Below are 19,944 nucleotides of genomic sequence, written 5' to 3'. Positions count from 1 at the left end.
CCTATGGTTGCTCCAGCACTCCAGGACCGCCTGCCGCTCGCGTTAGGACAGCAAGGACAGCGATGCCCCCCAACACCACCGCCTCTTCCGGCCAGCAGCCCGGCAAGTCCGGCAGGAAGAAGGGGCGCAGAGCCCGACTGGTCTTGATCGTCCTGGTTCTGGCCCTTGTGGGAGGTGTCGGATTCGGCGGGTACTGGTCGGTCAGCACCGTGCGCGCCTCCTTCCCGCAGACCAAGGGTTCGATCACCCTGGACGGCCTCTCGGGCCCCGTCGACGTCAAACGCGACGGCTACGGGATCCCGCAGATCTATGCCTCGTCCGACGAGGACCTGTTCATGGCGCAGGGCTACGTCCAGGCGCAGGACCGGTTCTACGAGATGGACGTGCGCCGCCACATGACGTCCGGGCGCCTGTCCGAGATGTTCGGCAAGAGCCAGGTGAAGAACGACGAGTTCCTGCGCACCCTGGGCTGGGACCGGGTGGCCCGCAAGGAGTACGACAGCAAGCTGTCGGCCTCCACGAAGAAGTACCTCCAGGCGTACGCCAGGGGAGTCAACGCCTACCTGAAGGGCAAGGACGGCAAGCACATCTCCCTGGAGTACGCGGCCCTGGGCTTCACCAACGACTACAAGCCCGAGGCGTGGACCCCCGTCGACTCGATCTCGTGGCTCAAGGCGATGGCCTGGGACCTGCGCGGCAACATGCAGGACGAGATCGACCGCGCCCTCATGACCAGCCGCCTCGGCCCGAAGCAGATCGCGGACCTGTACCCGGAGTACCCGTACAGCCGCAACAAGGCGATCGTCCAGGAGGGCCAGTACGACGCCGTCACCAAGACGTTCGCGCAGGGCGACTCGACGGCCACGCAGTCGACGACCGGAACCGGAACCGGAAGCGGGACCGGGACCGGGACCTCGGCCTCCTCGGCCGTGCAGAGCCAGCTGGCGGGCCTCTACAAAGTCCTGGACAACGTTCCGACGGCCGTCGGCGTGAACGGCAACGGCATCGGCTCCAACTCCTGGGTCGTCGCCGGCAGCCACACCATCACCGGCGAGCCGCTGCTGGCCAACGACCCGCACCTGTCGGCCTCGCTGCCGTCGGTCTGGTACCAGATGGGCCTGCACTGCACCGCGGTCTCCAGCAAGTGCCAGTACGACGTCACGGGCTACACCTTCGCGGGCATGCCCGGCGTGATCATCGGACACAACCAGAACATCGCCTGGGGCATGACCAACTCCGGCGTCGACGTCACCGACCTCTACCTGGAGAGGCTGTCCGGCGACGGCTACCTCTTCGACGGCAAGGTGAAGCCGTTCACCAGCCGCACCGAGACGATCAAGGTCGTCGGGGGCGAGTCCAGGAAGATCGTCGTCCGTGAGACGAACAACGGCCCGCTGCTGTCCGACCGCGACGACGAGCTCGTCAAGGTCGGCAAGAAGGCCACCGTCGACACCGCGGCGCCCGACCGCGGCGACGGCTACGGCATCGCGCTGCGCTGGACCGCCCTGGACCCCGGCACCTCCATGGACGCCGTCTTCGCGATCGACAAGGCGTCGAACTGGACGGAGTTCCGCAAGGCGTCCAGGTCCTTCGACGTGCCCTCGCAGAACCTGGTCTACGCCGACACCAAGGGCCACATCGGCTACCAGCTCCCCGGCAAGATCCCCACGCGCGCGAAGAACGACGACGGGTCGGTCCCGGCGCCGGGCTGGGACTCCAAGTACAAGTGGACCGGCTACATCCCGCAGGACGCGCTGCCGTACGAGTTCGATCCGGAGCGCGGCTACATCGTCACCGCCAACCAGGCCGTGATCGACAAGGACAAGTACCCCTACACGCTCACCACGGACTGGGGCTACGGCGCGCGCAGCCAGCGGATCGCCGACCTGATCGAGGCGAAGATCAAGGGCGGCGGCAAGATCTCGACCGACGACATGCGGCAGATGCAGCTCGACAACAGCAGCGAGATCGCCAAGCTCCTGGTGCCCAAGCTGCTCAAGATCGACATCTCCGACAAGCACGTCCGCGAGGCGCAGAAGCTGCTGGAGGGCTGGGACTACACCCAGGACGCCGATTCGGCGGCAGCCGCGTACTTCAACGCCGTCTGGCGCAACATCCTCAAGCTCGCCTTCGGCAACAAGCTGCCCAAGGAGCTGCGGGTCAAGGGCCAGTGCCTGTGGGTCGAGCCGACCGACAACACAGGGCCCGCGGACGAGGCCCAGAAGGTGCGCGAGTGCGGCCAGCGCGACGCGGACCAGGCGCAGCCGGACGGCGGCGACCGCTGGTTCGAGGTGGTGCGGGGCATCATCGACGACGAGAAGAGCGACTGGTGGCAGACGCCCAAGACGTACAACAAGCCCGGTGCCACGACGCGTGACGAGCTGTTCGCCCGTGCCATGAGGGACGCGCGCTGGGAGCTGACCGCCAAGCTCGGCAAGGACATCGACACCTGGAGCTGGGGCCGGCTGCACCGCCTGTTCCTGAAGAACCAGACGCTGGGCACCGACGGCCCCGACATCCTGCAGTACGTGCTCAACCGCGGTCCCTGGAAGCTCGACGGCGGTGAGGCGACCGTGAACGCCAGCGGCTGGAACGCGGCGGGCGGCTACAGCGTCGTCTGGGTGCCGTCGATGCGGATGGTGGTCAACCTGAAGGACCTCGACAAGTCCAAGTGGATCAACCTCACCGGCGCCTCGGGCCACGCCTACAGCGCCCACTACACCGATCAGACGGACAAGTGGGCCAACGGCGAGCTGCTGCCCTGGCACTTCTCGAAGGGTGATGTCGACAAGAGCACGACCGACACGCTGGTGCTCAAGCCCTGACGGTCGCCACGTCATGAAACCGGCCCTCCACGCGCGCGTGGAGGGCCGGTTTGCGGAGACGTAGCGGCCGGTCCTAGGGCTCGCGGAAGCGGCGCACGCCCGACGGTGTCACCACCGCGTGCACCGGGCGGTCGTGGGCCTCCTCCGGGACCCGCTCGACGACCTCCGCGTCGTACAGGAGCACCACCAGCGCGGGGTCGGCGCCGACGCGCTCCAGGCGGGCCAGGACGCGGTCGTAGGAGCCCCCGCCGCGCCCCAGGCGCATGCCGCGCGCGTCGACGGCCAGACCGGGCAGCAGCACGGCGTCGGCCTGCTGGACGGCCTCCGGGCCCAGGCGCTCGCCCGCGGGCTCCAGGAGGTCCATCTTTCCGCCGTGCCGCACGCGTATGAGGGAGCCCGGTCCGGCGTACGCGCCCCAGTCGAGGTCGTTGTCCGGCAGGAGCACCGGGAGCAGCACGCGCACGCCCCGCGCGTGCAGTGCGTCCAGGAGCGCGAGGGTGCCCGGTTCGGCCCCCACGGAGACGTAGGCCGCGACCGTGCGCGCGTGCCCCAGTTCGGGCAGCTCCAGTGCGCGCTCCGCGAGCGTGGCCGCTGCTTTGCGCACGTCATCCGCCGTCAACCTGCTCCTCACCGAGAGGAACCCTCGGCGAAACACACGCTTGCCAGGCTCTGACTCGTGTCCCATGGGATCCACAGGTCACTGCCCTACCCTTCTTGAAAGCGCTCATATGAGAGCGAATTAACCGCATCCACAGATAGCGCATATAGCCACCCGATATGGTGGCGGGCATGACTCAGTCGCACCCCAGGATCACCAAGGCTGTCATTCCCGCAGCAGGCCTCGGCACCCGGTTCCTGCCGGCCACCAAAGCCACTCCCAAAGAGATGCTGCCGGTCGTCGACAAGCCCGCGATCCAGTACGTGGTCGAGGAGGCCGTGTCGGCGGGGCTCGACGACGTCCTGATGATCACAGGCCGCAACAAGCGCCCTCTCGAGGACCACTTCGACCGCAACTACGAGCTGGAGTCCGCCCTCCAGAAGAAGGGCGACGCGAAACGGCTCGCGAAGGTCCAGGAGTCCAGTGACCTCGCCACTATGCACTACGTCCGCCAGGGCGACCCCAGGGGCCTCGGTCACGCGGTCCTGTGCGCCGCCCCGCACGTCGGCCAGGAGCCCTTCGCCGTCCTCCTCGGCGACGACCTGATCGACCCCCGCGACCCCCTGCTGGCCCGCATGGTCGAGGTCCAGGAGGAGCGCGGCGGCAGCGTCATCGCGCTCATGGAGGTCGCGCCGGAGCAGATCCACCTCTACGGGTGTGCGGCCGTCGAGCCCACCGAGGACGGCGACGTGGTCCAGGTGACCGGGCTGGTCGAGAAGCCCGACCCTGCCGACGCCCCCAGCAACTACGCGATCATCGGCCGTTACGTCCTCGACCCGCACATCTTCGACATACTGCGCAAGACCGAGCCGGGCCGCGGCGGCGAGATCCAGCTCACCGACGCCCTCCAGCAACTCGCCCAGACGTATTCGTCGGCGACGACCGCCGAGGGGAAGGCCGGCGGCCCCGTGCACGGTGTCGTCTTCAAGGGCCGCCGCTATGACACCGGCGACCGTGGCGACTACCTGCGTGCCATTGTCAGACTCGCATGCGAACGTGAAGACCTGGGCCCGGACTTCCGGACCTGGCTTCGCAGTTACGTAGCCGAGGAGATGTAGCGATTTGAGCGCCGCCGCGACCCGCACCACGGGACAGGACCACCTCTGGTCGGTGGACGAACACCTGGAGGACATCCTCGCCACCGTTCGCCCCCTGGAGCCGATCGAGCTGCAACTGCTCGACGCCCAGGGCTGCGTCCTCGTCGAGGACGTCACGGTGCCGGTCTCGCTGCCGCCGTTCGACAACAGCTCGATGGACGGGTACGCGGTGCGGGTCGCGGATGTCGCGGGCGCGAGCGAGGAGTTCCCGGCCGTCCTCACGGTGATCGGGGACGTCGCGGCGGGCTCGGCCGGCCTGCTCCAGGTGGGGCCCGGCCAGGCCGCGCGCATCATGACCGGTGCCCCCCTGCCGCCCGGCGCCGAGACCGTCGTTCCCGTGGAGTGGACCGACGGCGGGATGGGCGGCGGGCCCGTCTCCGGGATGCAGGCCCGCAGCCTGTCCCCGGAGGGCGCCTCCGGGCAGGTGCGGGTCCACCGCCCGGCCGAGGTACGCGCGCATGTGCGCGCGAAGGGCAGCGATGTGAGGGCCGGCGACCTCGCCCTCGCGGCGGGCACCGTTCTCGGGCCGCCGCAGATCGCGCTGCTCGCCGCGATCGGCCGCGGCACGGTACGCGTGCGCCCGCGCCCGCGCGTGGTCGTCCTGTCCACCGGCAGCGAACTGGTCCAGCCCGATACGGAACTGGCGGGCGGCCAGATCTACGACTCCAACAGCTTCGCCCTCACCGCCGCCGCGCGGGACGCCGGGGCCATCGCCTACCGGGTCGGCGCGGTCGCCGACGACGCCGACACGCTCCGCTCCACCATCGAGGACCAGCTCGTCCGCGCGGACCTCATGGTCACGACCGGAGGGGTGAGCGTCGGGGCGTACGACGTCGTCAAGGAGGCGCTGTCCTCCGTCGGCGACGAGGACGAGGCGGGCGGCGGCGTCGATTTCCGCAAGCTCGCCATGCAGCCCGGCAAGCCGCAGGGCTTCGGCTCCATCGGCCCCGACCACACGCCGCTGCTCGCGCTGCCGGGCAACCCGGTGTCGTCGTACGTCTCCTTCGAACTGTTCGTGCGCCCCGCGATCCGCACCCTGATGGGCCTGGAGGACGTGCACCGCCCCCGGGTCAGGGCCGTCCTGGAGACGGACAAGGCGCTGACCTCGCCGGTCGGGCGCCGACAGTTCCTGCGCGGGAAGTACGCCGACGGCACGGTGACGCCGGTCGGTGGCGCCGGATCGCACCTGATCGCTGCCCTCGCGCAGGCCGACGCACTGATCGTCGTCCCCGAGGACGACACGTCGGTGGAACCGGGCACGGAGGTCGAGACGATCCTGCTCACCTGAGCCCACCCATGCCGCGGCGCTTTACTGCGCCGGGCGCCCACGCCTGCGGCGCTTTGCCGCGCCCGGTGCCTGTGGACGCAGCGCTTTGCTGCGCGGGGCGCCCAGTTTTGCGGTGCTTTGCCGCGCCCGGTGCCTGTGCCGGCGGCGCCTCGCCATGCTGGGTGCCTCCGCCTGCGGCGCCTCACCACGCCGGGTGCTGGGGTCGGCTGCGCCTCACAGGGCCGGGTGCCTGTGGACGCGGCGCCTTACCGCGCCGGGCGCCCAGTTTTGCGGTGCTTTGCCGCGCCCGGTGCCTGTGCCGGCGGCGCCTCGCCATGCTGGGTGCCTCCGCCTGCGGCGCCTCACCACGCCGGGTGCTGGCGTCGGCTGCGCCTCACAGGGCCTGGTGCCCGTGGATGCGGCGCCTTACCGCGGCGGAGTGTCTGGGCAGGGGGTCTCGTCGGTCTGCCGGAGCCTGCTCGGCCGGGTGGCGAGGCCCGTGGGGCCTCGTTCCGTCTGGTGGGTTGGTCCGTGGGCCCCGTCCGATCCGCTGGGTTGGTCTGTGGGGCCTGCTCGGCCGGGGTAGGCCCATGGCTGCTTTCGGTCCGGTGGGGCGGTCCATGGGACCTTGCTCGGTCGGGTGCGGTGGGTTGGCGGTACCGTGTCGCGCACAACAGGCCCGCGCGCCGTAGTTCGCCGGGCCCGGACCGGGAGCGCCGCAGCACATGAGTTCGCAGGATCGACTGACCCACATCGACGACGCCGGGGCAGCCCGCATGGTCGACGTTTCCGGGAAGGACGTGACCGAACGCACCGCGCGCGCCAGCGGCCGCGTCCTGGTCTCGCCGCGCGTGGTCGAGCTGCTGCGCGGCGAGGGCGTCCCCAAGGGCGACGCGCTCGCCACCGCGCGCATCGCGGGAATCATGGGCGCCAAGCGCACGCCGGACCTCATCCCCCTGTGCCACCCGCTCGCGGTGTCGGGTGTGAAGCTGGATCTGTCGGTCGCGGACGACGCCGTCGAGATCACGGCCACCGTGAAGACCACGGACCGCACGGGCGTCGAGATGGAGGCGCTCACCGCGGTCAGTGTCGCGGCGCTGACCGTGATCGACATGGTCAAGGCGGTCGACAAGGGGGCGGTGATCACGGACGTGCGCGTGGAGGAGAAGACGGGCGGGAAGTCGGGCGACTGGAGTCGGGCATGACGGCGCCGGTAGAGCCCCCGATCGGCGGCGCCCTGTCGGCGCCTTACGCGGCCCTGGTCGTGACCGCGTCGAACCGCGCGGCCGCCGGGGTGTACGAGGACAAGGGCGGGCCCCTCATCGCGGAGGCGCTCATCCGGTTCGGGTTCGCGGTCGACGGACCCTGGGTGGTCCCGGACGGGGACCCGGTGGAGAACGCGCTGCGGACCGGCTCCCGCGCGGGTTACGACGTGATCGTGACGACCGGCGGCACCGGCATCTCACCCACCGACCGCACCCCCGAGGCGACCCGCGCGGTGATCGACTACGAGGTTCCGGGCATTCCCGAGGCCATCAGGGCGTTCGGAAGAGAGAAGGTGCCCACGGCGGCGCTCTCGCGGGGACTCGCCGGAGTCGCCGACGGGACACTGATCGTCAACCTGCCGGGATCCACCGGCGGGGTGAAGGACGGACTGGCCGTCCTGGAACCCCTGTTGGTGCACGCCGTCGACCAGATCCGCGGCGGTGACCACCCCAGGGCCGACGCAGGCGGATCCCCGGTCGGCGAGGACCGCTCCACACCGAGTGGGGGTGCGAACTGAACAGCCCATCCTGGCCCGTCGAGCTGGCGGACGGCGATGTCGTCCTCCGGCCGATAAGGCTGCGCGACCAGCGGGCCTGGCGCGAGGTCAACCGGCGCAACCGGGACTGGCTGCGCCCCTGGGAGGCGACCATTCCGCCGCCCGCCCCCGGCGGCCCGATGGCGCACCGGCCGACCTACCGCCAGATGGTCCGGCATCTGCGCGGCGAGGCCAACGCGGGCCGGATGCTGCCCTTCGTCATCGAGTACCAGGGGCGGCTCGTCGGGCAGTTGACGGTGGCCGGGATCACCTGGGGCTCGATGTGCTCGGGGCACGTCGGCTACTGGGTGGACCAGGCGGTCGCGGGCCGGGGCGTGATGCCGACGGCGGTGGCGCTGGTCGTCGACCACTGCTTCCGGACCGTCGGGCTGCACCGCATCGAAGTCTGCATTCGCCCCGAGAACGGCCCGAGCCGCCGGGTCGTGGAGAAACTCGGATTCCGGGAGGAAGGGCTTCGGCCGCGTTATCTGCACATCGACGGGGCCTGGCGGGACCACCTCGTCTTCGCGCTCACCGCGGAAGAGGTGCCCGAGGGGTTGCTCGGGCGCTGGCACCGGGCACGCTCACAGCGGGCACACCCCGGAAAATAAAAAATGTGTTCGAAATTGATCGGGTGGCGATCGTCTCGGGCCAATGAATTGGCGGTCCCGTTGGCCCGCTGATCGCATCGGTCCCAAAAAAAGTTCGAAATATCAGCCAGATCGTGCGACACACCGGCCGAATTGGCAGATGGCCTCACGCAAACCCCTCTACCGTGTGAGACGTGAGCAGCAGCGGCCTCATCTACGCAGTCATTGTCGGGGCCTGGGCCGCCTACTTGGTGCCGATGTGGCTCCGTAGGCAGGACGAGTTGAACGAGTCTCGTCCGACGGAACGCTTCAGCACCGCCATCCGGCTGCTTTCCGGACGGGCGGGCATGGAGCGCCGATACGCCAGGGACCTGCGCGCGCGCTCCGCCGAAGAGGGGGAGCACAGCGCCGATCCGGACGGCGTCACCGACTCGGTGGACGTCCGGGCCTTCGCCATGCGTCCGACCGGGCAGCAGGCGCGGGCCCGGGTGGAACCGGAGAATCCGGCCCGCCGGGAGCCGGGCGGCCAGGGCGCGACCAAGCCCGGCGCGCACGCTCCGTCGGGGGCTGCCGGGACCCACGCTCCGTCGGGGACCGCCGGTGCGCACCCCTCCGCCAAGGGCGCTGCCGCGCCCGAGTCGGCGGCCGCGCGCATGCCGGCGGGCAAGGGCGGGGCCCGGGCGCGGAAGGCCGCTGCGGCGGAGGCCGCCGCGCGCGCCCGGCGCTCGAAGGTGCTCGCGCGCCGACGCCGTACGACCGTGATGCTCTTCCTCGCGTTCACGCTGGGCGCGATCGTCGCCGCGGTCGGGGGCCTCGCGTTCCTGTGGGCGCCCGGTGTGCCCGCCGTGCTGCTGAGCGCGTATATCGCCTATCTGCGGGCGCAGGAGCGCAAGCGGTTCGTCTACACGATGGACCGGCGGCAGGCCGAGGCGGCAGCACAGCGACTGCGGGAGCGGCAGCCCAGGCGGCGCCCCCCGGTCGACTCCGACTCCGACGAACCGGAGGAGGGACCCGAGCCGGAGAGCGACCCGGGGCTGTCCGCGCTCGCCGCCGACCGCCGGGCACTCGTCGAGCAGACCGACCACGCGGAGTGGGTGGACCAGCAGCGCGAGCGGCAGCGCAGGCCGGGGCACGGAGAGAGCTGGGATCCGGTGCCGGTGCCGCTGCCGACGTATGTGACCGCGCCGGTCGCTCCGCGGGCGACGCCCAGCGTGGATCTCGGCGCGCCGGACGCGTGGAGCTCCGCGCGGTCGAGTGCGGCGGAGGCCGCGGCGCCCGTACCCGGGGTGTCCACGGCCGGCGCCGAGCCTGTCGCCCCGGAGGAGGACACGGCCGCGGCCCAGGAGCGCGCGGAGCCCGTGGACGGCGGTCGGAGCGACGCCCGGCGGGCGGCCTCGGCGCGGCGGGCCCGGGGGCGGGGCCGTACGCCGCTGTTCGACCAGTACGAGGACGGGGAACGGCCACGGGCCGCCAACGAGTAGGGGGCGGCCTCCTGTCGGGCGCCGTTGTTGACCAGGGCGGAACGGATTTCCTGGCAGGCCGATGGGGATGCTAGAGTTTCACTCGTTGCAAGGGCCTGTGGCGCAGTCCGGTAGCGCACCTCGTTCGCATCGAGGGGGCCAGGGGTTCAAATCCCCTCAGGTCCACCGCAACAACTCCCTGGGGAACAGGGAAGTTGAGAAGATCCCGTCCGATCGGAAGATCGGGCGGGATCTTCGTTTTCGCCAAGGCTCCCCAGTGCTCCCCAGTGCTCCCCAGTGCTCCCCAGTGCCCCACAGGGCTCCCCAGTTCTCCGCAGTTCTCTCCAGGGGACGCCGAACGCGGCGTGTGCGGCGAGGGGTTCACCCCGCGCCTCACGGGCGCTTCATGGACGCTTCGCGGATGTGAGGGAGAACACGCAGGGCAGGGCCGGGGTGGGCGCCCCGGCCCGGCGGTGTCCTACAGCGGCTTGGCGAAGCACAGGCTGAGTTCGTGGAAGCGGTAGTAGCCGAACTTCGCGCACGGCTCGTAGCCGCTGGAGGTGTAGAGGGTCACGGCCTCCGGCTGCTTGGTGCCCGTCTCCAGGACCATGCGGGTGCGGCCGGTCGCGCGGGCGTCCTCCTCCAGCGCGGCCAGTATGCGGCGCGCCAGGCCGCGCCCGCGCAGCTCCTCGATGACGTACATGCGCTTGAGCTCGGCGTCACCGTCCTCGTTGCCCTCGCCGTTCTCGTCCTGGCTGCGCCAGCCGCCCGTGGCGACGGGCCGGCCGGTCTCGTCGTAGGCGATCAGATACAGGCCGTGCGGCGGTTCGAAGTGCGACGGGTCCAGGTGCGTGGCGTCGCCGCCGTCGCCGTAGCGCACGTGGTACTCGGCCTGGACGGCGTCGTTCAGCTTGACGGCGTCGGGGTGGTCGAAGGGGACCCGTTGTATATTCATGCTACTCACTGTACATCTATGCGTGATCGAACTCTGGACTTCGTCCAGTGTGCCGGTATCGTGCCCGGGTGCTGACCGTGACCAGTGTGAATGTGAATGGGCTGCGGGCCGCGGCGAAGAAGGGCTTCGTGGAGTGGCTCGCCGGGACCTCCGCCGATGTGCTCTGCCTGCAAGAGGTGCGCGCCGAGCCGCAGCAGCTGCCCGAGACCGTCCGCGCGCCCGAGGGTTGGCACGTCGTGCACGCCCCCGCCGCCGCCAAGGGCCGCGCGGGTGTCTCCCTCTACACCCGCCGCGAGCCCGACGCCGTCCGCGTCGGCTTCGGTTCGGCCGAGTTCGACGGCAGTGGGCGGTATGTCGAGGTCGATCTGCCGGGCGTCACCGTCGCCAGCCTGTATCTGCCCTCCGGCGAGGTCGGGACCGAACGGCAGGACGAGAAAGTCCGGTTCATGGCCGAGTTCCTCGGTCATCTGAAGGACCTTCGGGAACGGTCCGCCGCCGACGGCCGCGAGGTCCTGGTGTGCGGCGACTGGAACATCGCCCACCGCGAGGCCGACCTGAAGAACTGGCGCGGCAACCAGAAGAACTCCGGCTTCCTGCCGGAGGAACGGGAGTGGCTGGGCAGGGTCTTCGACCCCGAGGACGGCGGGTACGTCGATGTGGTCCGGGCGCAGCATCCGGACGTCGAGGGGCCGTACACCTGGTGGTCCTACCGTGGGCGTGCCTTCGACAACGACACGGGCTGGAGGATCGACCTGGCCGTGGCGACCCCGGGGCTCGCGGGGCGAGCCGTCAAGGCGGTCGTGGAGCGGGCGGCCAGTCATGGCGAACGGTGGTCGGATCACGCTCCCGTGACCGTGGCCTTCGAGATGTAGGGAGCCGCTCCGCTACTCTCCCCGGCGCAGCCGGCGGTCCAGTGCCAGTGACACTTCCGCCTCCACCACGCTCTTCGCCAGGGGGCGCAGGCGCTGGGCGTCCTCAGGGGTGCGGTCGTGGGCGGCCATCACGTCGGCGAAGACGTCCGCGAGGGCCTCGGCGTGTTCGCGGACGCGGCGGGCGGCGGTCAGGACGTCCGCGAGGGGGATGCCCTCGCGGACCAGGGCCGCCGAGACGTCCAGCAGCCGGCGGCTGATGTGGACGATGTCGCCGCCGTTCGTGCCGAGATAGCCGAGGTCCATGGCCGCGGCGAGGTTCTCCGGGGTCGCCTCCGCGCCGAACACATCGGCCAGCGCCTCGGGGGTGAGGCGCACCGGGGTTTCCTCGGTGGGTGCGTCGAGGCCGAGGAGATCGCCGACGTCGCGTCCGTGGTCGAATGCCTCGGCCAGTTCGGCGATGCCGCTGAGGGTGTGGCCGCGTTCCAGGAGTGCCGAGATGGTGCGCAGCCGGGCCAGGTGCGTGTTGTCGTACCAGGCGATGCGGCCCTCGCGGCGCGGCGGCTGGATCAGCTTGCGCTCGCGGTAGAAGCGCAGGGTGCGCACGGTGATGCCGGCCTCCCTGGCCAGCTCTTCCATGCGGTACTCGCGCCGCTCCCCGTCCTCTGCCATCACCGCACCCTACGTCGTACCCCTGGTAACTTTCCTCGCTCCACCCCTACCCCTCGGTACGCCTCTGCCCTACCCTCCCATTGCGCCAGTGTTCACTGGCAGAGTCATGCCGGCTCTCTTGAACAAGAGTCAGGAGAGCCGGGGCCAGGGTCCTACGGACGGGAGGCTTCGGGATGGCTGAGCACGAGGATGTGCCCCATGTACGAGTGGCGGTGGTCGGGGCGGGGTTCGGCGGACTCGGGGCCGCCGTGCGGCTGCGCCGGGAGGGCGTCACGGACTTCGTCGTCCTGGAGCGGGCCGACAGCGTCGGCGGCGCCTGGCGCGACAACACCTACCCCGGCTGTGCCTGTGACGTCCCGTCCCATCTGTACTCGTTCTCGTTCGCGCCGCACCCTGACTGGCCGCGCACCTTCTCCGGGCAGGAGCACATCCGCGCGTACCTGGAGCATGTGACGGACACCTTCCGGCTGCGGCCCCACATCCGCTTCGGCTCCGAGGTGAAGCGGATGGCCTGGGACGCGGAGAAGCTGTGCTGGGCGATCGAGACCAGCGGGGGCAACCTGACAGCGGACGTCGTCGTTTCCGCCACCGGGCCGCTGTCCGACCCCAGGATCCCGGACATCCCGGGGCTGGACTCCTTCCCCGGCAAGGTCTTCCACTCCGCTCGCTGGGACCACGCCTACGACCTGCGCGGCAAGCGGGTCGCCATGGTCGGCACCGGTGCCTCCGCGATTCAGATCGTGCCGTCCATCCAGCCCGACGTCGCCCGGCTCACCCTCTTCCAGCGCACCCCGCCGTGGGTGATGCCCCGTGTCGACCGCGCGATCAGCGGCTTCGAACGCGGGCTGCACCGCGCGCTGCCCTTCACCGCGCAGCTGCGGCGCGGACTGCTGTGGGGAATCCGGGAGTTGCAGGTGCAGGCGTTCACCAAGCACCCGAACGAGCTGGGCTTCGTCGAGCAGTTGGCCAAGCGCAACATGGCCCGCGCCATCAAGGACCCGTCCCTGCGCGCCAAGCTCACCCCCGACTACCGCATCGGCTGCAAGCGGATCCTGCTGTCCAGCGCGTACTACCCGGCCCTGGCCCGGCCCAATGTGGACGTGGTCGCCAGCGGGCTGGCCGAGGTTCGCGGATCGACCGTCGTCGCCGCCGACGGCAGCGAGGCCGAGGTCGACGCGATCATCTTCGGTACGGGCTTCCACGTCACCGACATGCCGATCGCCGAGCGGGTGGTCGGTGCGGACGGCAGGACCCTCGCGGAGGCATGGAAGGACGGGATGCGGGCCCTGCGCGGTGCCTCCGCGCCCGGGTTCCCCAACTGGATGACGATCATCGGGCCCAACACCGGACTCGGGAACTCCTCGATGATCCTGATCATCGAGTCCCAGCTGAACTACATGGCCGATTTCGTACGGCAGTTGGGTGTGCTCGGCGGCCGGGTCGCGCTCGACGCCCGCCCGAGTGCCAGGGACGCCTGGGACGACAGGGTGCAGGAGCGCATGAAGCGCACGGTGTGGAACACCGGCGGCTGCACCAGCTGGTATCTCGACGCGAACGGCCGCAACACCACTGTCTGGCCGGGTACGACGACGGAGTTCCGCAAGGTCACACGGCGTGTGCACCTGGAAGAGTACGAGGTGCTGCGGGCGCCCCGCGTACCGGCCGAGCAGCGGACACCGGCGGCGGAGGCACGCGCGTGAGGCGGGCGGCGCATGTCGTGAGCGGGCCGTACGCGCCCCCCGTCCCCGCCCGTGAGCTGACCGTCGTCTCGGCGGACGGCGCCCGGCTGCACGTCGAGGTCCACGGACCCGAGGGAGCGCCCCCGGTCGTCCTCGCACACGGCTGGACCTGCTCGACCGCCTTCTGGGCGGCGCAGATACGGGACCTCGCCACCGACCACAGGGTGATCGCCTACGACCAGCGGGGCCATGGGCGCAGTCCCGCGAGTCCCGCCTGCACCAGCGAGGCGCTCGCCGACGACCTGGAAGCGGTGCTTGCCGCCACGCTCGCGCCGGGCGAGAAGGCCGTGGTCGTGGGGCACTCCATGGGCGGGATGACCGTGCTGGCCGCGGCCGTGCGCCCCCGCTTCCGGGCGCACACGGCGGCCGTCCTGTTGTGCAGCACGGGGAGCGCGCGCCTGGTTGCCGAGGCGCGGGTCGTGCCGATGCGCGCCGGGCGCCTGCGCACCTGGCTCACGGCGCGCATCCTGGGCTCCCGCGCCCCGCTCGGACCCGTCACGCCGGTCGCCCGGCGCATCCTCAAGTACGCGACCATGGGCGCCGGTTCGACGCCGGTGATGGTCGAGGCGTGCGCACGCGTGGTGCACGCCTGCCCGCGGGATGTGCGTCACGCCTGGTCGCGCATGTTCGAAACGCTGGATCTGACGGACGGCGTACGGGAGTTGAGGGTGCCGACGGAGGTCGTGGTCGGCACGGCGGACCGGCTCACGCCGCCGGTGCACGCGCGGGCGCTGGCCGCCGCGCTGCCGCACTGCGTGGGCAGCACGGAGTTGCCGGGGCTCGGCCATATGACACCCGTGGAGGCACCGGAGTTGGTGACGGGGAGGATCCGGGAACTCGTCACGGCCTATGCGGCGAAGGCCGTGAAGGCCGCGAAGGCCGCGAAGGCCGCGAAAGCCGTGGAGGCCGCGAAGGCGGCGGATGGGGTGGCTGGGGTGGCTGGAGTGGATGCGGTGGATGCGGTGGATGCGGTGGATGCGGTGGATATGGCGGGTGCGGCGAACTCGCAGACAGGGGAGGGTGCATGAACAGGGTGAGCCTTGAGGGGCAGGTCGCGGTGGTCACCGGAGCCGCGCGGGGCGTCGGGGAGGTGCTGGCCCGCAAGCTGTCGGTGCGCGGCGCGAAGGTCGCGCTCGTCGGCCTGGAGGCGGACGCGCTCAAGCAGGTCTCGGAGCAGTTGTACGGGGACAGCGGCCACTGGTACGCGGACGTCACCGACCAGGAGGCGATGGCGCGGGTCGCGCGGGAGGTGAAGGAGCGGTTCGGGAAGGTCGACATCGTGGTCGCCAACGCGGGTGTGGCCAGCGGCGGACCCTTCGCCGACTCCGACCCCGACGCGTGGCGGCGGGTGATCGAGGTCAATCTCATCGGCTCGGCGGTGACGGCCCGAGCCTTCCTGCCGATGCTGATCGAAAGCCGCGGTTATCTGCTCCAGATCGCCTCGCTCGCGGCGATCACGCCCGCACCGATGATGACGGCGTACTGCGCGTCCAAGTCGGGCGTGGAGGCGTACGCGCACAGTCTGCGCGGCGAGGTGGCGCACAAGGGCGTACGGGTCGGGGTCGGGTATCTGTCCTGGACCGACACGGACATGGTGCGGGGCGCCGACCGGGACGACGTGATGCGGGAGTTGCGGCAGCGGCTGCCGTGGCCGTCCAACAAGACGTATCCGCTGGGGCCTGCGGTGGACCGGATCGTGGCGGGGATCGAGCGGCGCTCCAGCCATGTGTACGCGCAGTGGTGGCTGCGGGGGATGCAGGGTGTGCGCGGGTATCTGCCGGGGCTCATCGCGACCGTGGGGCAGCGGGACATGCGGAGGTTCGAGCCGCGGCTCAAGGGGGTGGGTACGCGGTTGGTCGGGGCCGGCGGGGAGGCCGATGAGCAGGCACGCCGTACGCTGCGTAACTGATCGAAATGCGTGCTTTGTCCGTGCGTGTCAGTCTGGTCGAGGCCCAATCCCCTCACCCACCACGGGAGTGAACCCACATGGGCATGAAGGACCAGTACCAGGAAAAGTCCGAGCAGGCTAAGCAGCAGGCCAAGCGGAAGATGGAGCAGGGCAAGCAGCAGGCCCAGCAGCGCGGCCAGCAGACTCAGCAGACCCCGCAGCGTGGTCAGCAGTCCTCCCAGAAGGACGCGCGGCGGCTGCAGGAGGAGGCGGAGGACCGCTTCAACCAGGACTACGACGCGTAGTCGCTGCGCTCGGCTTTGGCCGGTGACGTGACGTGGGGTGCCCTCTTTTTGAGGGCACCCCATTTTTGCTTGCCGCTCTTGACGTTGCCCGTCAATCCGTCTTTCTCGGGGGGAGTTTCGGGCGGGTTCTGTCCGGGGTCTCGTTGTAGTCCGGGGGGGTTTCCTGGGGGTGGGTGTGCAGGAGGTCCAGGGCCAGACCGACCGCGTCGTCCAGTTGCTTGTGGCGGCCCTCCGCCCAGTCCAGCGGGGTGCGCAGGATCGCCAGGTCCGGTTCCACGCCCCGGTTCTCGATCGACCAGCCGTACGCGTCGAACCACGCCGCGTTCATCGGGACCGTGATCACCGTGCCGTCGCCCAGGCGGTGGCGGCCCGTCATGCCGACCACACCGCCCCACGTGCGCGAGCCGACCACCGGTCCGAGGTTCAGCAGCTTGAAGGCCGCCGTGATCATGTCGCCGTCCGAGGACGTCGCCTCGTCGGCCAGCGCCACGATCGGGCCTCGCGGGGCGTTCGACATGTACGACACCGGCTGGGCGTTGCGCGTCAGGTCCCAGCCAAGGATCGTGCGCGTCAGCTTCTCGATGACCAGTTCGCTGATGTGGCCGCCCGCGTTGCCCCGTACGTCCACGATCAGCGCCGGCAGCGAGACCTCCATCCTCACGTCCCGGTTGAACTGCGCCCAGCCCGAGCCGCCCAGGTCCGGGATGTGCAGATACCCGCACCGGCCGCCGCTCAACTCCCGGACGAGATCGCGGCGTTTGACCACCCAGTCCTGGTAGCGCAGGGGACGTTCGTCGATCAGGGCGACCACGGCCACGCGCCGCGACGGGCCGTCCCCTCCCGGCGCTGTGAACGTCAGCTCCACCGTCATGCCGCCCGCCCCCGCCAGCAGCGGGTACGGTCCCGTCACCGGGTCCACCGGCCGCCCGTCCACATGGGTCAGGACGGCCCCCTCCCGGATTCCCGTGCCTGCCAGCGGTGAGCGCGCCTTGGAGTCCGACGAGTCGCCCGGAAGGATCCGTTTCACCGTCCAGCTTCCGTTGCGGCGCACGAAGTTGGCGCCCAGCAGGCCCTGGTAGCGCTGGTAATGCGGGGGGCCCTCGTTGCGCCGGGCCGATGCCACGTACGCGTGCGACGTGCCCAGCTCGCCCAGCACCTCGCGCAGCAGGTCCGCGAACTCGTCCGGTGACGCGACCCGTCCGACCAGCGGGCGGTACTGCGCCAGGACCGCGTCCCAGTCGATCCCGCACATGTCCGGCTCCCAGAAGTACGCCCGGATGAGCCGGCCCGCCTCCGCGTACGCCTGCCGCCACTCCGCCCCCGGGTCCACCGTGTGCATGATCCGGCGCGCATCGATCCAGACCGTCGTGTCGCTGTCGCCGCTCTCGGTCGACGGGACCGCCCGCAGGTCACCCTCGTCGACGACCACCAGCCGCGTTCCGTCCCCGCTCACCGTGAACCAGTCGAGATGGCCGACCAGTTCGGCCTTCTTCGCCTTGCTGATGTTGAAGTGCTCCAGGGTCGGCCGGCCGGAGATGTCGTCCGGATTCACGAACGTCTCGCCCAGCGCGCCCGAGATCGGCCAGCGCAGCCACACCAGGCCGCCGCCCGCTACCGGACACAGCGCCGAGTACTTCGAAGCCGTGACCGGGAACGGTGTCACCCGGTTCTCCAGCCCCTCGATCTCGACGGTCACCACCCCGTCGCCCTCCTCCCCTTCCTCCAGCGGATCGAGGCCACCGGCCGCCGGCCGTCCCTCCGGGTTCAGCGCGAAGGGGGACGGGGTCGCCGAGGAGAGCGGCACCAGGTACGGGCGGCAGCCGAGGGGGAAGGACAGGTCTCCCGTGTGCACGTCGTACACCGGGTCGAAGCCACGCCAGGAGAGGAACGCCAGATAGCGGCCGTCCCGGGTGAACACCGGGTTCTCGTCCTCGAAGCGGCCGTTGGTCACGTCGACGATCAGCCGGTCCTCTTGTCCCATCCGGGAGATTCGCGCCATCTTGATCTGCCGCAGCGACCGGCCGATCCCCGGGTGCGACCAGGTCAGCCACGCCCCGTCCGGGGAGAACGCCAGGTCCCGAACCGGCCCGTTGATCGACCGGATCAGTTCAGTGACCTCGCCGTTCGTCGCAGTCGCAGTCGCAGTCGCAGTCGCAGTCTGAGTCTCGGTCGCAGTCTCAGCCTCGGTCTCGGTCTCGGTCTCGGTCTCGGTCTCGGTCTGAGTCTCGGTCTCGTTCTCCGGCCCCGCCCCCGCCCCCGCCTCCGCCTCTGGCCCCGCCCCCGCCTCCGCCTCCGGCCCCGCCTCCGTCTCCGTCTCCGCCTCCGCCCCCGTGTCGGCTGCCGTCGCGGCTTCCTCTTCCTGGGACACCGTGATCAGCAGCAGCCGCCCGTCGTTCGCGGCGATCGCGAGCCGTTCGCCCTGTGGATCCGACACCATCTCCAGGACGCGTCCCAGCCGGCCGGAGGCCAGCCGGCGCGGTGCGCGGGCGCCGGACGCCCGCGGGAGATACGCGATCTCTATCGCGTCCTCGCCCTCCGCGTCCGTGATGTACGCGACCTCCCCGCCCACGCCGAGCATCTCCGGCAGCCGGACCCGTACGCCGGGGGTGTCCGTGATCGTGCGGGCGGGGCCGTCCCGGTGGGTGAGCCAGTACAGGCTGCCGCGGACGACGACCGCGCTGGCCCGCCCGGTCTCGTCGACCGAGAGTCCGTCCACGTGCTGCGCGGCCGGTACCTGGTACTTGCGGCGCCCCGCGCGCGGCCCGCCCAGCCGCACGTCCAGGCGGCGCGGGATCGAGTCGGGGGAGAGGTCGTCAACGATCCACAGGTCGCCCGCGCACTGGTACACCACCCGCGCGCCGTCGCTGGACGCGTGCCGGGCGTAGAAGGCGTCGTGGTCGGTGTGGCGGCGCAGGTCGGAGCCGTCCTGGGCGCACGAGTACAGGTTGCCGACGCCCTCGTGGTCGGAGAGGAACGCGATCCGCCCGCCGACGAACATCGGCGAGCCGAGGTGGCCGTCGAGGTCGGCGAGCAGCTGTTGCCCGTGCAGCCACAGCCGGCCCGTGGCGCCACCGCGGTAGCGCTTCCAGGAGGCCGGTTCGTGCGGCGGGGTGCCGGTCAGCAGCAGGGTCTTGTGCTCGCCGTCGATGTCGGCCACCGCGATGTCGGAGACAGGACCCCAGGGGAGCTTGCCCCCGGGGTCGCCGTCGGTGGGGACCTTGTAGGCCCAGGTGTAGTGCGAGAAGGGCTCGCCGTGCGAGGCGACGGCGAGAATGTGGCCGTCCGGGGTCCACCCGCACACGCGTGTGTCGCTGCTGCCCCAGTAGGTGAGCCGTCGGCCGGGGCCGCCGTCCACCGGCGTCAGATGGATCTCCGGAACGAGGCTGCGCCAGCTCGTGTACGCGATCAGGCCGCCGTCCGGCGAGAAGCGGGGATGCCCGATCTTCGTACGGTCGACGGTGAGCCGCCAGGCGCGTCCGGGCCCCTCCAGCGGGGCCACCCACAGGTCGTCCTCGGCGGCGAAGCAGAGCCGGTCGCCGTGCAGATGCGGGAAGCGGAGGTAGCCGGGGGCGTTCTCGTACTCTTCACGCACGTCGCTCACCTACCCATGCTTTGTCCGATATGCGTGCCCTGGCAACTCGTACGCCGATCGGGTGTCGATCGTGGGCCGGAACCCGTGACCCGAACTCGTGCCCCAACCCGGGACCCAGCTCATGACCCAACTCGTGACCCAGAACACGTACGAAACTGTTTCGTTTCGATGGCGGGCAGGGTATCTTCTGACATGTACGAGAGAAGACGTGGCGGAGAGCAGGAAG

The 19,944-nt window shown here is 70.7% G+C and carries 16 protein-coding genes and 1 tRNA gene; 13 read left to right on the top strand and 4 right to left on the bottom strand.

Annotation, left to right across the window (positions count from 1 at the left end; genetic code table 11):
- Nucleotides 1-62: 62 nt before the first annotated feature.
- Complete coding sequence (locus tag Q2K21_RS32520) at nt 63-2,825, top strand: penicillin acylase family protein (RefSeq protein ID WP_310778610.1); 2,763 nt, start codon at nt 63-65, stop codon at nt 2,823-2,825.
- Between the two features lie 73 nt (nt 2,826-2,898).
- On the opposite strand, the gene Q2K21_RS32515 is transcribed toward Q2K21_RS32520, so the two are convergent.
- Nucleotides 2,899-3,510: a 5-formyltetrahydrofolate cyclo-ligase gene (locus Q2K21_RS32515; RefSeq protein WP_310778607.1), complete on the bottom strand. Its 612-nt coding sequence runs from the start codon at nt 3,508-3,510 to the stop codon at nt 2,899-2,901.
- Nucleotides 3,511-3,614: 104 nt separating this feature from the next.
- Here Q2K21_RS32515 and galU point away from each other — a divergent pair, with 104 nt between their 5' ends.
- The 7 genes from galU (at nt 3,615) to Q2K21_RS32480 (ending at nt 9,884) form a co-directional block, all read left to right on the top strand.
- Nucleotides 3,615-4,541: a UTP--glucose-1-phosphate uridylyltransferase GalU gene (galU, locus tag Q2K21_RS32510; RefSeq protein WP_310778603.1), complete on the top strand. Its 927-nt coding sequence runs from the start codon at nt 3,615-3,617 to the stop codon at nt 4,539-4,541.
- A 4-nt stretch (nt 4,542-4,545) separates the two neighbouring features.
- Nucleotides 4,546-5,868, top strand: a complete 1,323-nt coding sequence (glp, locus tag Q2K21_RS32505) for a molybdotransferase-like divisome protein Glp (protein ID WP_310778600.1) — start codon at nt 4,546-4,548, stop codon at nt 5,866-5,868.
- Between the two features lie 704 nt (nt 5,869-6,572).
- Entirely contained in the window at nt 6,573-7,052 is a 480-nt protein-coding gene (moaC, locus tag Q2K21_RS32500; RefSeq protein WP_310778597.1) for a cyclic pyranopterin monophosphate synthase MoaC, read from the top strand.
- Nucleotides 7,049-7,630 (top strand): MogA/MoaB family molybdenum cofactor biosynthesis protein, encoded by a 582-nt coding sequence (locus Q2K21_RS32495; protein WP_310778594.1) that lies wholly within the window; start codon nt 7,049-7,051, stop codon nt 7,628-7,630. Before moaC ends, Q2K21_RS32495 begins: the two co-directional genes overlap by 4 nt.
- Entirely contained in the window at nt 7,627-8,259 is a 633-nt protein-coding gene (locus Q2K21_RS32490) for a GNAT family N-acetyltransferase (protein WP_310781354.1), read from the top strand. Before Q2K21_RS32495 ends, Q2K21_RS32490 begins: the two co-directional genes overlap by 4 nt.
- 173 nt (nt 8,260-8,432) lie before the next feature.
- Nucleotides 8,433-9,719 carry a divisome protein SepX/GlpR gene (gene sepX / locus Q2K21_RS32485; RefSeq protein WP_310778591.1) on the top strand — a complete coding sequence of 429 codons (1,287 nt, stop codon included), beginning with the start codon at nt 8,433-8,435 and terminating at the stop codon, nt 9,717-9,719.
- A gap of 91 nt (nt 9,720-9,810) precedes the next feature.
- A tRNA-Ala gene (locus Q2K21_RS32480) sits at nt 9,811-9,884 on the top strand.
- Between the two features lie 292 nt (nt 9,885-10,176).
- Here Q2K21_RS32480 and Q2K21_RS32475 read toward each other — a convergent pair.
- Nucleotides 10,177-10,653, bottom strand: coding sequence for a GNAT family N-acetyltransferase (locus Q2K21_RS32475; protein ID WP_310778588.1), 477 nt, complete (start codon nt 10,651-10,653; stop codon nt 10,177-10,179).
- Between the two features lie 68 nt (nt 10,654-10,721).
- Here Q2K21_RS32475 and Q2K21_RS32470 point away from each other — a divergent pair, with 68 nt between their 5' ends.
- Nucleotides 10,722-11,525, top strand: coding sequence for an exodeoxyribonuclease III (locus tag Q2K21_RS32470; protein WP_310778586.1), 804 nt, complete (start codon nt 10,722-10,724; stop codon nt 11,523-11,525).
- A gap of 12 nt (nt 11,526-11,537) precedes the next feature.
- On the opposite strand, the gene Q2K21_RS32465 is transcribed toward Q2K21_RS32470, so the two are convergent.
- Complete coding sequence (locus tag Q2K21_RS32465; protein WP_310778583.1) at nt 11,538-12,194, bottom strand: MerR family transcriptional regulator; 657 nt, start codon at nt 12,192-12,194, stop codon at nt 11,538-11,540.
- A gap of 173 nt (nt 12,195-12,367) precedes the next feature.
- On the opposite strand from Q2K21_RS32465, the gene Q2K21_RS32460 reads away from it, so the two are divergent.
- From Q2K21_RS32460 to Q2K21_RS32445, 4 genes are all read left to right on the top strand, one after another.
- On the top strand, nt 12,368-13,894 hold the full coding sequence (locus tag Q2K21_RS32460; RefSeq protein WP_310778580.1) for a flavin-containing monooxygenase: 1,527 nt from the start codon (nt 12,368-12,370) through the stop codon (nt 13,892-13,894).
- Nucleotides 13,891-14,961 (top strand): alpha/beta fold hydrolase, encoded by a 1,071-nt coding sequence (locus tag Q2K21_RS32455; RefSeq protein WP_310778577.1) that lies wholly within the window; start codon nt 13,891-13,893, stop codon nt 14,959-14,961. The genes Q2K21_RS32460 and Q2K21_RS32455 overlap by 4 nt, the downstream gene beginning before the upstream one ends.
- Nucleotides 14,958-15,842 (top strand): SDR family oxidoreductase, encoded by an 885-nt coding sequence (locus Q2K21_RS32450; protein WP_310778574.1) that lies wholly within the window; start codon nt 14,958-14,960, stop codon nt 15,840-15,842. Before Q2K21_RS32455 ends, Q2K21_RS32450 begins: the two co-directional genes overlap by 4 nt.
- A gap of 77 nt (nt 15,843-15,919) precedes the next feature.
- A complete protein-coding gene (locus tag Q2K21_RS32445) occupies nt 15,920-16,126 on the top strand; it encodes a hypothetical protein (protein WP_310778571.1) in 207 nt (68 codons plus the stop codon).
- Nucleotides 16,127-16,217: 91 nt separating this feature from the next.
- On the opposite strand, the gene Q2K21_RS32440 is transcribed toward Q2K21_RS32445, so the two are convergent.
- The gene (locus tag Q2K21_RS32440; protein ID WP_386275911.1) at nt 16,218-19,718 is read right to left on the bottom strand and encodes a S41 family peptidase; all 3,501 of its coding nucleotides are present in this window, start codon (nt 19,716-19,718) and stop codon (nt 16,218-16,220) included.
- Between the last annotated feature and the right edge of the window lie 226 nt (nt 19,719-19,944).

This window comes from Streptomyces sp. CGMCC 4.7035 (assembly GCF_031583065.1).
GTDB lineage: Bacteria > Actinomycetota > Actinomycetes > Streptomycetales > Streptomycetaceae > Streptomyces > Streptomyces yaanensis.
The sequence above is the reverse complement of the archived record's forward strand: the minus strand, read 5'-3'. Positions and strand labels throughout refer to the sequence as shown.